The sequence below is a fragment of the Kitasatospora sp. NPDC001527 genome, from assembly GCF_040298605.1.
Taxonomy (GTDB): Bacteria; Actinomycetota; Actinomycetes; order Streptomycetales; family Streptomycetaceae; genus Kitasatospora.
Genome location: NZ_JBEPAM010000048.1, coordinates 51,652 through 63,663, shown reverse-complemented (window position 1 = coordinate 63,663; position 12,012 = coordinate 51,652). Strand labels below are relative to the sequence as shown.

General features: G+C 73.6%; 7 protein-coding genes. 3 read left to right on the top strand and 4 right to left on the bottom strand.

The features are described 5' to 3' along the window. From ABT238_RS31490 to ABT238_RS31475, 4 genes are all read right to left on the bottom strand, one after another. Positions 1–1,248, bottom strand: a 1,248-nt coding sequence (locus ABT238_RS31490) for an ROK family protein (RefSeq protein ID WP_350802204.1), incomplete at its 3' end; no start/stop codon positions are given. Beyond that, complete coding sequence (locus ABT238_RS31485) at positions 1,241–1,792, bottom strand: GtrA family protein (protein WP_350562696.1); 552 nt, start codon at positions 1,790–1,792, stop codon at positions 1,241–1,243. The genes ABT238_RS31490 and ABT238_RS31485, both read right to left, overlap by 8 nt. 87 nt (positions 1,793–1,879) lie before the next feature. Next, the gene (lon, locus tag ABT238_RS31480; RefSeq protein ID WP_350562698.1) at positions 1,880–4,294 is read right to left on the bottom strand and encodes an endopeptidase La; all 2,415 of its coding nucleotides are present in this window, start codon (positions 4,292–4,294) and stop codon (positions 1,880–1,882) included. A gap of 114 nt (positions 4,295–4,408) precedes the next feature. After that, positions 4,409–5,233 carry a rhomboid-like protein gene (locus ABT238_RS31475; RefSeq protein WP_350802203.1) on the bottom strand — a complete coding sequence of 275 codons (825 nt, stop codon included), beginning with the start codon at positions 5,231–5,233 and terminating at the stop codon, positions 4,409–4,411. A gap of 549 nt (positions 5,234–5,782) precedes the next feature. Between ABT238_RS31475 and ABT238_RS31470 the strand changes: the two genes are divergently transcribed. The 3 genes from ABT238_RS31470 to ABT238_RS31460 all read left to right on the top strand — a co-directional run bounded on the left by ABT238_RS31470 (position 5,783) and on the right by ABT238_RS31460 (position 11,783). Beyond that, a complete protein-coding gene (locus tag ABT238_RS31470) occupies positions 5,783–6,520 on the top strand; it encodes a response regulator transcription factor (RefSeq protein WP_344337269.1) in 738 nt (245 codons plus the stop codon). A gap of 83 nt (positions 6,521–6,603) precedes the next feature. Next, entirely contained in the window at positions 6,604–7,734 is a 1,131-nt protein-coding gene (locus ABT238_RS31465; RefSeq protein ID WP_350562702.1) for a HAMP domain-containing sensor histidine kinase, read from the top strand. A 287-nt stretch (positions 7,735–8,021) separates the two neighbouring features. Next, positions 8,022–11,783: a multifunctional oxoglutarate decarboxylase/oxoglutarate dehydrogenase thiamine pyrophosphate-binding subunit/dihydrolipoyllysine-residue succinyltransferase subunit gene (locus tag ABT238_RS31460; RefSeq protein ID WP_350802202.1), complete on the top strand. Its 3,762-nt coding sequence runs from the start codon at positions 8,022–8,024 to the stop codon at positions 11,781–11,783. Positions 11,784–12,012 lie beyond the last annotated feature (229 nt).

The window sequence follows — 12,012 nt, the reverse complement described above, 5'->3', positions numbered from 1 at the left end:
GGGGGGGGGGGGGGGGGTGGGGCCGCCCCGCCCGCCCCCCCCCCCCCCCGGGTCCGCGAGCAGCGAGCGGACCACGCCGACCGCGGCCCCCAGCAGCGGGCCGCGGCGGCCCAGCCGGGAGACCGTCAGCCGCTCGCCCGACCAGGGGCGGACGGTCACCCGGGCGGCCAGCTCGGCCCGCATCGCGGGCAGCAGCCAGGGCGCCAGCTGGGCGTAGCCGCCGCCCAGCAGCACCTCGGCCGGGTCCAGCAGGTTGACCGCGCCGGCCGCGGCGATGCCCAGCGCGGTACCGGCGCCGTCCAGCGCCCTCAGCACCTCCCGGTCCCCCGCCTCGGCCCGTTCGGCGAGCAGCGCCACCCAGTCGCCGCGCACGCCCTCCAGCCCGGCGGCGCGCAGCACCGCCGCCTCCCCCGCGTACTGCTCCAGGCAGCCGTGCGCCCCGCACGCGCAGCGCGGCCCCTCCGGGTGCACCGGGACGTGGCCCAGCTCGCCCGCGTAGCCGTGCGCGCCGCGCAGCAGCCGGCCGTCGACGACGATCGCCGAGCCGATCCCGGCCTCGGCCGAGACGTGCAGGAAGTGCTCCGGCCCGTCGCCGAGCCACAGCTCGGCGAGCCCGCCGAGGTTGGCCTCGTTGTCGGCCCGCACCGGCAGCGCGGCCAGGTCCGAGGCGTGGGCCGCGCGCAGCGCGAGCCGCATCTCGGCGGCGGCCCCGACGTCCCGCCAGCCCAGGTTGGCGGCCCGCTGGAGCAGCGCGCCGTCGGCCGCGACCAGTCCGGGCACGGCCAGCGCCAGCCCGGCCGGGCGCAGTCCGGCGTCGGCGGCGGCCCGGCGGAGCAGTTCGGCGAGGTCGGCCATGACGGCGGCGGGCTCCCGGCCCCGGTTGCGGATCTCCTGGCGGCGCCAGGAGCGGACCTCGCCGCGCAGGTCGACCACGCAGGCGCCCAGGTGCTCCACCCCGATCTCGGCGCCGAGGCCGGCCGGGCCGTCCCGGTTGAGCCCGAGCGCCGTGCCGGGCCGGCCGACCTTGCCGCTGGGGGCGGCCGGGCCCTCCTCGACCACCAGTCCGGCCGCGATCAGCTCCTCGGCGAGCGAGGAGACGGCGGCCCTGGTCAGCCCGGTCTCGGCGGCCACCTCGGCGCGCGAGCGCGGGGTGCGGGCGATGACCCGCAGCACCAGCGCCAGGTTGGCCCGGCGCATCCCCTGCTGGCTCGCCGGCCCGCCCACCAGGGGGCCCTCCGCCTCACGCATCGCCCTCACCCGCCCCGGCTTCCGCCGCCCGCAGCCGCGTGCCCTCCCCCACCCCGGCCACGGACTGCTCCACCCGGGTGAACACCCAGCGCTGCATGGCCCAGAAGCGGAACAGCATCGCCACGAAGGTGCCCAGCACCATCCCGCTCAGGAAGTCGGCGACCTCCTGGGCGAGCGGGCCGACCCTCGGCTCGCGCAGGTCGAGCAGGTAGCGCGAGACGATCAGCGGCAGGTCGTTGACGGCCACGGCGACGGCGCTCACCAGCAGGAACAGCAGCGGTTCGCGCCGCCGCCAGGAGGAGCGGAAGCTCCACCGCCGGTTGAGCAGGTAGGAGACGGCGGTGCCGACCACCGTCGCCACGGTGAGCGCCACCACCGGTTTGCGCTCCAGCACGGTGAGCCGCAGCGCGTAGTTGATCAGCAGCGTCAGGGCGAAGCAGCCGCTGCCGACCAGCAGGAACTTCACCAGCCTGCGGTGCCGGACCAGGAGGGGGCGCACCCGCTCCGGCACCCGGGCCAGCACGCGCTGGGTCAAGGACGGCACCCTCGCAGTCTGGCACGCGCACCGCAGCCCGTCCCGTCCGGCGGACCACCGGACGGGACGGGCGCGGCGGGCGGCGGGCCGGGGCCGTCAGGCCGCCGCCACCAGCACGGCGGCCGGCTCCAGGGCCAGCTCCAGCACCTCCCGGACGTCCGCGACCGGGTGGACGGTCAGCCGCTCCAGCACCTCGGCGGGCACGTCGTCCAGGTCGGCCTCGTTCCGCTTGGGCACGATCACCGTGGTGATCCCGGCGCGGTCGGCGGCGAGCAGCTTCTGCTTCACCCCTCCGATCGGCAGCACCCGCCCGGTCAGCGACACCTCACCGGTCATCGCCACGTCCGGGCGCACCTTGCGCCCGGAGAGCAGCGAGGCCAGCGCCGTGGTCATGGTGATGCCGGCGCTCGGGCCGTCCTTGGGGATGGCTCCGGCCGGGATGTGCAGGTGCACGCCGCGGTCGCGCAGCGAGGTGACCGGCAGCTCCAGCTCGGCGCCGCGCGAGCGCAGGTAGGAGAGCGCGATGTGCGCGGACTCCTTCATGACGTCGCCCAGCTGGCCGGTCAGGGTCAGCCCGGTGCCGCCGGTCTCGGCGTCGGCGAGCGAGGCCTCGATGTAGAGGACGTCGCCGCCCGCCCCGGTGACCGCCAGGCCGGTGGCCACGCCGGGCACCGCCGTGCGCCGCTCGGCGGGCTCCTGGGCCGCCTCGGGGACGTGGTGCGGCCTGCCGATCAGGGCGCGCAGGTCGTCGGCGCCGATCGCGGCGGGCAGCTCGCGCTCGCCCAGCTCGTTCTGCGCGGCGACCTTGCGCAGCACCCGGGCGATGGCCCGTTCCAGGTTCCGCACGCCGGCCTCGCGGGTGTACTCGCCGGCGAGCCTGCGCAGCGCCGGCTCGTCGACCGCGACCTCCTCGTCCTTGAGTCCGGCCCGCTCCAGCTGGCGCGGGAGCAGGTGGTCGCGGGCGATGACGACCTTCTCGTCCTCGGTGTAGCCGTCCAGGCGGACCAGCTCCATCCGGTCGAGCAGCGGCTCGGGGATGGCCTCCAGCACGTTGGCGGTGGCGAGGAAGACCACGTCGGAGAGGTCCAGCTCGACCTCCAGGTAGTGGTCGCGGAAGGTGTGGTTCTGCGCCGGGTCGAGCACCTCCAGCAGGGCGGCGGCCGGGTCGCCCCGGTAGTCGGAGCCGACCTTGTCGATCTCGTCGAGCAGGACGACCGGGTTCATCGAGCCGGCCTCCTTGATCGCCCGGACCAGGCGGCCGGGCAGCGCGCCGACGTAGGTGCGCCGGTGGCCGCGGATCTCCGCCTCGTCCCGGACGCCGCCGAGCGCGACCCGGACGAACGTGCGGCCCATGGCGCGGGCCACCGACTCGCCGAGCGAGGTCTTGCCGACGCCGGGCGGGCCGACCAGGGCCAGCACCGCGCCTCCGCGGCGGCCGCCGACCAGCCCGAGCCCCTGGTCGGAGCGGCGCTTGCGGACGGCCAGGTACTCGACGATGCGCTCCTTCACGTCGGCCAGGCCGGCGTGGTCGGCGTCCAGCACCGCGCGGGCGCCGGCGATGTCGTAGGAGTCCTCGGTGCGCTCGTTCCAGGGCAGCTCCAGGACGGTGTCCAGCCAGGTGCGGATCCACGAGCCCTCGGGCGACTGCTCGCTGGAGCGCTCCAGCTTGTCGACCTCCTTGAGCGCGGCCTCGCGGACCTTCTCGGGCAGGTCGGCGGCCTCCACCCGGGCGCGGTAGTCCTCCTCCTCGTCGGCCGGCTCGCCGTTCAGCTCGGCCAGCTCCTTGCGGACGGCCTCCAGCTGGCGGCGGAGCAGGAACTCCTTCTGCTGCTTGGCGACGCCCTCCTCGACGTCCTTGCGGATGGTGTCGTTGACCTCCTCCTCGGCGAGGTGGTCGCGGAGCAGGCCGAGCGCGTACTCCAGTCGCGCGACCTGGTCGGCCTCCAGCAGGACCTTGAGCTTCTGCTCGGGGGTGATGAAGGGCGCGTAGCCGATGTTGTCGGCGAGCTCGCCGACGCCCTCGATGGCGGCCACCCGGTCGACGACCTGCCAGGCGCCGCGCTTGCGCAGCCACTGGGTGGACAGGCTCTTGTACTCCTTGACCAGCTCGGCGGCGCGCCCGGCCACCGGGGTGCCGGCCGAGGACTCCCGGAACGGCGTGGTCTCCACCCAGAGCGCGGCGCCCGGTCCGGTGGTGCCGACGCCGATCCGCACCCGGCGCACCGCGCGGACCAGCGCGGCCGGCTGCCCGATCGCGTTGGGGCCGTCGGCCAGCCGGCCGACCTGCTCGACGGTGGCGAGGGTGCCGACCGCCGCGTACGAGCCGTCCACCCGCGGGACCAGCAGGACCTGCGGCTTCCCGGTGCTGCCGGTGGCGGCGGCGCGCGCGGCCTCGACGGCGGCGCGGACCTCGGTGTCCTTCAGGTCCAGCGGAACGACCATGCCCGGCAGGACGACCTCGTCGTCGAGCGGCAGCACGGGCAGGGTGAGCGGTGTGGACGTCGATGCCATGATCTCTCCCCAGTCAGCGAACTTGAGTCGACCTGACTAAGGCCTGGCGCCCGCCGGTTGTTCCCCGCACTTCGTTCGCCATGAGCGAACGCGAAACCGGCCCTGGTGGCACCGTCAAAAACGTCGGCCCGGGACGGCTCGGAAGCGGTCCAGCACCGCGGCCCGGCCCGGCGAGGGCGCGGGCGCGGAGGCGGGCGCGGAAGCCGGGCGGGGGCGCTCGCCGGCCGTCCCGAGCCGGGTGCGGTGCGGCCGGTACCCGTCCCAGCGGCGCAGCCACCGCCACAGCACCACTCCGGCCAGCAGTGCCACCGGGTGGCCGACCCCGGTCACCAGGTCCCGGTCGGCGGCGATCTGCTCGGCGATCAGCGCGACGGCCAGCCCCAGCGCGACCGTCCGCCCCGCCGGGCGCAGCAGCCCGGCCAGCGCGCCGAGGCTGGCCAGCACGCCGTAGCTGACGCCGATGTCCAGGTAGTCCATCGCGGCCGGCTCCAGGTGCCCGCTCTCCACCGCGACGATCACCACGCCCTGGGAGAGCAGGGTGGCGCCGATGTGCCCGGCGGCGAAGACGGCGGCCGCCCGGCCCGGGCCGACCCGGCGCTCCAGCGGCGCGACGGTGAGCGCGAAGGCCCACAGGTAGGGCACCCAGTCCGCGCCGGCCACCCAGAAGCCGCTCAGCAGCAGGGCGCGCAGCGGGTGCCGCAAGAGGTTGTGCCCGTCCGAGCTGGACGCCTCCTGGAGCCGGAGCACCAGGTCCGGGTCGGCGAGCTGGGCGAAGGTGGCGGTGGCCCCGACCACGGCGAGGTAGCCGAGCGCGAAGGGGTTGCGCCGCGGGGTCGGCACCCGGGCCAGCAGCCAGTCGACCGCCCCGGCCCGCAGGCCGTGCCGGAGCATCCCGTACGGCGGCACGCCACGCCCGGCGCGCACCTGTCGCTCCGTCACGTCGCCTCCGCTCCACCGTCCGCAGCCGTCGCCCCCGCGCGTGTCCAACGTACCGGCGCGTACCGGAAATCCCACCCCCCGCGATTTGTCGTGGTCACGGTACGGCCGGCGCCTGGGAGCGGGCTGGGAGAACGCTGAACGGGGCCGGTCCGCCGGACGGCCGCATTGGTCCAGACCATCTTCCCCCACCCGGGGGCCCGTCCCCGCTGACCGGCGGCTTGGCGTCAACTGATGTGCATACGTACCGTTACGGAGTGAAAAAACGCCGGGTAAGGTATCGGCCCGTGCCCACTTCCGAGTGGGCCCGACAGTCGGCCCGGCAAACCGGCCCGCGGGCCGGAAATGCCCGGTCCACCTGCCGGGAAACACCCGCTGTCCGTACGCTGCGAGGTGTGCGGGAGAAGTGAGCGGCGCGTGCGCCCTCGCCGATCCCTCGCACGCGACGGGACGGCGGACCCGGCACAGTCCACGACGGAACAAGACTACGAGCGGAGCCTTCGCCATCCCCACAGATGGCCGGCCCGCAGCCCTGGGGGCGGTGGCGTGACCGTGACAGAAATTCAGCAGGACAACCAGAACGCCGGCGGCACGGTGAGCAGTCAGCGCAGAGTGCTGGTGGTCGAGGACGAGCCCACGATCGCCGAGTCCATCGCGGCCCGGCTGGGCGCGGAGGGCTTCAAGGTCGCCGTGGCCCACGACGGCCCGGGCGCCGTCGACGGCTTCCACACCTGGCAGCCCGACCTCGTCGTCCTCGACATCATGCTGCCCGGCTTCGACGGCCTGGAGGTGTGCCGCCGGATCCAGGCCCAGCGCCCGGTGCCGGTCCTGATGCTCACCGCGCGGGACGACGAGACGGACCTGCTGGTCGGCCTCGGCGTCGGCGCCGACGACTACATGACCAAGCCCTTCTCGATGCGCGAACTGGCCGCCCGGGTCAACGTGCTGCTGCGCCGCGTCGAGCGCGCCCAGCAGGCCGCCCGCACGCCCGCGCTCGGCAGCCTGCGCTTCGGCGAGCTGGAGATCGACCACGTCCAGCGCCGGGTCCGGCTGGCCTCGGGCGACGTCCACCTGACGCCGACCGAGTTCGACCTGCTCGCCTGCCTGGCCGCCCAGCCGCGCGCCGTGCTCACCCGCGAGCAGCTGCTGGCCGAGGTCTGGGACTGGACGGACGCGTCCGGCACCCGCACCGTCGACAGCCACGTCAAGGCGCTGCGCCGGAAGATCGGCGCCAGCTGGATCCGCACCGTGCACGGCGTCGGATACGCACTGGAGGCCCCGCTCTCGTAGCGCTCGCCTCCGGACACCGGGCCGCCGGGGGGCCCGTGTCCCGGACCGCCGTGCGCACCCACGCGGGGGATCACAGGGGACCAATGACCTTTCCACAGCAACGCAACGGGGACCTCGACGGCAGCCGGCCGCCCACCCTGGCCGCCCGCGCCGCGAAACGGGTCTGGGCCGACATCCGGCCGCTCGACCCGGTCCGCTCGATCAAGGGCAAGCTCGCCCTCCTGGTGATCGTGTCGGTCTTCCTGGCCACCGGCATGGTGGTCGTGGCGATCCGGTCCGAGACCCAGATCCGGATCATCATGATCTTCTCGATGATCGCCTCGCTGCTCTTCATGCAGTTCCTCGCGCACGGGCTGACCGCCCCGCTGCGCGACATGACCGCCGCCGCCCGCGCGATGGCCTCCGGCGACTACAGCCGCCGGGTGGAGGTGAACTCGCGCGACGAGATCGGCGAGCTGGCCGCCACCTTCAACCAGATGGCGGCCGACCTGGAGGCCGCCGACCGGCACCGCCGCGAACTGGTCGCCAACGTCTCGCACGAGCTGCGCACGCCGATCGCCGCGCTGCGCGCCGTGCTGGAGAACGTGGTCGACGGCGTCGTCCAGCCGAACCCGGCGACCCTGGGTGCCGCGCTGGAGCAGACCGAGCGGCTCGGCCGGCTGGTCACCCACCTGCTCGACCTCTCCAAGATCGACGACGGCGTGGTCGCCCTGGACGCCCGCCCCTTCGAGGTGCGCGAGTTCCTGGACGGCGTGCTGCGCGGGGTCACCGTGGACGGCGCGACGGCGGGCGGCGCGTTCTCCCGGCGCGGCGACGTCCGGCTCGCGCTGGAGGTGAGCCCGGTGGGCCTGACCGGCGTCGCCGACTCGGAACGGCTCCACCAGGTGGTCGCCAACCTGGTCGACAACGCCTGCAAGCACTCCCCGCCCGGCGGCACCGTGACGGTGCGCGCCCGGCCCGGCGAGGGGCCGGGCGCGCTGCTGCTGGAGGTCGAGGACGAGGGTCCCGGCATCCCCGCGGCGGACCGGACCAGGGTCTTCGAACGGTTCGGCCGCAGCGGCACCGCGACCGCCGCCGGACCGGGCGCGGACGGCGGGACCGGCCTGGGCCTGGCCATCGCCCGCTGGGCGGTGGACCTGCACGGCGGGCGGATCGAGGTCGCCGAGGCCGCCCGCGGCTGCCGGATCGAGGTCCGGCTGCCCGGCCCGCGCTGACCGGGCCCCGGGCGAAGCGGACGAATGTCACAGATCCGACACAGAGCCGCTCCCGGGGCCCAAACCCCCCTTTGTCCTATTTTGTCTGTATTTGGGGGGCGATCAGAACCGGTCGGTTCCCCTCCGGCACGGCTTTCTAACGCACATTTTCAGCCAAACCGCAGGTCAGGACTGTGATCTGGGCGACGCCTGCCCCCCGGGGACTGCGCGATCACTGGTCGGAGGCGTAGCCTTAATCCCCGCTGTCCAAACATCCCAAAAGGAAGCGGAAGAGGGCGGTTGCCGCCGTGTCGCCACAGTCCCCTGAACACCCCAACAGCTCGGCAAGTTCCACTGGCTTCGGCCCCAATGAGTGGCTCGTCGACGAGATCTACCAGCAGTACCTCCAGGACCCGAACTCGGTCGACCGAGCCTGGTGGGACTTTTTCGCCGACTACAAGCCCGGTACCGAGGTGACCCCAGTGACCCAGGCCGCGACCCAGGCCGGCGCTACGCCGACCCCCGCCGCCGCCCCCGCGCCCGCCGCCGCGCCGGCCGTTCAGGCCCCCGCCGCTCCGGCCGCTCCCGCGCCGGTGCAGCCGGCCGCGGCCGCCGCCCCGGCTCCCGCGCCGCTCGCCGCCGCCCCCGCCGCTCCGCCGGCCCCCAAGGCCGCCGCCCCGGCGCCGACGCCCGCCCCCGCGGCCGCCGGCCCCGAGCTGGTCCAGCTGCGCGGCCCGGCCAAGGCCGTCGCGACCAACATGGACGCCTCGCTGGAGGTGCCGACCGCGACCTCGGTGCGCGCCGTCCCGGCCAAGCTGTTGATCGACAACCGCATCGTCATCAACAACCACCTGCAGCGCGCCCGCGGCGGCAAGGTCTCCTTCACCCACCTGATCGGCTACGCCCTGGTCCAGGCCGTCAAGGCCTCCCCGGGCATGAACCACAGCTACAAGGTGGAGGACGGCAAGTCCTACCTGGTCAAGCCCGAGCACGTGAACCTCGGCCTGGCCATCGACCTGGTCAAGCCGAACGGCGACCGCCAGCTCGTCGTCGCGGCCATCAAGAAGGCCGAGACCCTCGACTTCTTCGGCTTCTGGCAGGCCTACGAGGACATCGTCCGCCGGGCCCGCGCCAACAAGCTGACCATGGACGACTTCACCGGCGTCACGGTCTCGCTGACCAACCCCGGCGGCATCGGCACCGTGCACTCCGTGCCGCGCCTCATGCAGAACCAGGGCACCATCGTCGGCGTCGGCGCCATGGAGTACCCGGCCGAGTTCCAGGGCTCCGCCCCGGAGACCCTGGCCCGCCTCGGTGTCTCCAAGATCATGACGCTGACCTCGACCTACGACCACCGCGTCATCCAGGGCGCGGCGTCCGGCGAGTTCCTGCGCACGATCCACCAGCTGCTGCTCGGCCAGAACGGCTTCTACGACGAGATCTTCGAGTCGCTGCGGATCCCGTACGAGCCGGTCCGCTGGGCCACCGACGTGGCCACCACCCACGACGACGAGGTCAACAAGACCGCCCGCGTCATGGAGCTGATCCACTCCTACCGGGTCCGCGGCCACCTCATGGCCGACACCGACCCGCTGGAGTACAAGCAGCGCAAGCACCCCGACCTGGACGTCACCACCCACGGCCTCACCCTGTGGGACCTGGAGCGCGAGTTCGCGGTCGGCGGCTTCGGCGGCCAGCGGATGATGAAGCTGCGCGACATCCTCGGCCTGCTGCGCAACACCTACTGCCGCACCGTCGGCATCGAGTACATGCACATCCAGGACCCGAAGCAGCGCAAGTGGCTGCAGGACCGCCTGGAGAAGCCGTACACCAAGCCGGAGCGCGAGGAGCAGCTGCGCATCCTGCGCCGGCTGAACTCGGCCGAGGCCTTCGAGACCTTCCTGCAGACCAAGTACGTCGGCCAGAAGCGCTTCTCGCTGGAGGGCGGCGAGTCGCTCATCCCGCTGCTCGACGCCACCATCGACGCCGCCGCCGAGCACCGCCTCGACGAGGCCGTCATCGGCATGGCCCACCGCGGGCGCCTCAACGTGCTGGCCAACATCGTCGGCAAGCCGTACGGCAAGATCTTCGGCGAGTTCGAGGGCAACCTCGACCCGAAGTCGATGCACGGCTCCGGCGACGTGAAGTATCACCTGGGCTCCGAGGGCACCTTCACCGGCCTGGACGGCGAGACCATCAAGGTCTCGCTGGCCGCCAACCCCTCCCACCTGGAGGCCGTGGACCCGGTCGTCGAGGGCATCGCCCGCGCCAAGCAGGACATCCTGGACCAGGGCGGCACCACCTTCCCGGTGCTGCCGATCCAGATCCACGGCGACGCGGCCTTCGCCGGCCAGGGCGTCGTCGCGGAGACCCTGAACATGTCGCAGCTGCGCGGCTACCGCACCGGCGGCACCGTGCACGTCGTGGTGAACAACCAGGTCGGCTTCACCGCCGCCCCGGCCTCCAGCCGCTCCTCGATGTACTGCACCGACGTGGCCCGCATGATCGAGGCCCCGATCTTCCACGTGAACGGCGACGACCCGGAGGCCGTGGTCCGCGTCGCGCGGCTCGCCTTCGAGTTCCGCCAGGAGTTCCACAAGGACGTGGTGATCGACCTCATCTGCTACCGCCGCCGCGGTCACAACGAGGCCGACAACCCGTCGTTCACCCAGCCGCTGATGTACGACCTGATCGACAAGAAGCGCTCGGTGCGCAAGCTGTACACCGAGGGCCTGATCGGTCGCGGCGACATCACCATGGAAGAGGCGGAGCAGGCGCTCCAGGACTTCCAGGGCCAGCTGGAGAAGGTCTTCGCCGAGGTCCGCGACGCCGCCCAGGCGCCGGCCGCCGCGACCGGCGGCAAGCCGGTCGCCGACTTCCCGGTCACCATCCGGACCGGCATCTCCCAGGAGATGGTCAAGCGGATCGCCGCCTCCCAGGTCAACCTGCCGGACTGGCTGACCGTCCACCCGCGCCTGCTGCCGCAGCTGCAGCGCCGCGCCTCCTCGGTCGAGGACAACACCATCGACTGGGCGATGGGCGAGACCCTCGCCATCGGCTCGCTGCTCATGGAGGGCCACCCGGTCCGCCTGGCCGGCCAGGACAGCCGCCGCGGCACCTTCGGCCAGCGGCACGCCGTCCTGATCGACCGGGCCACCGGCGAGGACTACACCCCGCTGCAGTACCTCACCGAGGACCAGGCCCGCTACACCGTGTACGACAGCCTGCTGTCCGAGTACGCGGCGATGGGCTTCGAGTACGGCTACTCGCTGACCCGCCCGAACGCGCTGGTCATGTGGGAGGCGCAGTTCGGCGACTTCGTCAACGGCGCGCAGACCATGGTGGACGAGTACATCGCCTCCGCCGAGCAGAAGTGGGGCCAGCACTCGGGCGTCACCCTGCTGCTGCCGCACGGCTACGAGGGCCAGGGCCCGGACCACTCGTCCGCCCGCCCGGAGCGCTTCCTCCAGCTGTGCGCGCAGAACAACATGACGGTCGCCATGCCGACCCTGCCGTCGAACTACTTCCACCTGCTCCGCTGGCAGGCGCACAACCCGCACCACAAGCCGCTGGTCGTCTTCACCCCGAAGTCGATGCTGCGCCTGAAGGCCGCGGCGAGCGCCACCGAGGAGTTCCTGTCCGGCTCGTTCCGCCCGGTCATCGGCGACTCCACCGTCGACCCGGCGCAGGTCCGCAAGGTGGTCATCACCGCCGGCAAGTTCTACTACGACGTCGAGGCGGCCCGCACCGAGCGCGGGATCACCGACACGGCGATCGTCCGGGTCGAGCGGCTCTACCCGCTGCCGGTGGCCGAGCTCCAGGAGGAGCTGGCCCGCTACGGCGACGACGTCCAGTTCGTCTGGGCGCAGGAGGAGCCGGCCAACCAGGGTGCCTGGCCGTTCATCGCCATGAACCTGGTCGACCACCTGCAGGTCGTCATCGGCCGCAGCGCGGGCGGCTCGCGCCTGCGCCGCGTCGCCCGCACGGCCTCCTCGGCCCCCGCGGTCGGCTCGGCCAAGCGGCACGGCGCCGAGCAGCAGCAGCTGCTGGAGGAGATCTTCACGCTCTGACCCCCGGTCGGTCGCGCGGATCCCGGCACCTCGGCCCCCCGTCCCCCTGCACTCCAGGGGAACGGGGGGCCGCCGCCGTTCCCGGGGCCGGGGCGGTCTCCGGCACCGGGCACGCCGGTGCGCGGGCCGTGTGCGAAGGTCCCAGCTCTGCAACCAAACCGGCACCGACCTGCGCGGCGTTCTGACGGGTCGGTAGGTTATGCCTCGCCAGACCGCCGTCCGGGCGCCC

Excerpts from the sequence above, each read along its gene's own strand:
- ABT238_RS31465 (WP_350562702.1), top strand. The coding sequence starts at position 6,604 with ATGACCTTTCCACAGCAACGCAACGGGGACCTCGACGGCAGCCGGCCG.
- lon (WP_350562698.1), bottom strand. The coding sequence starts at position 4,294 with ATGGCATCGACGTCCACACCGCTCACCCTGCCCGTGCTGCCGCTCGAC.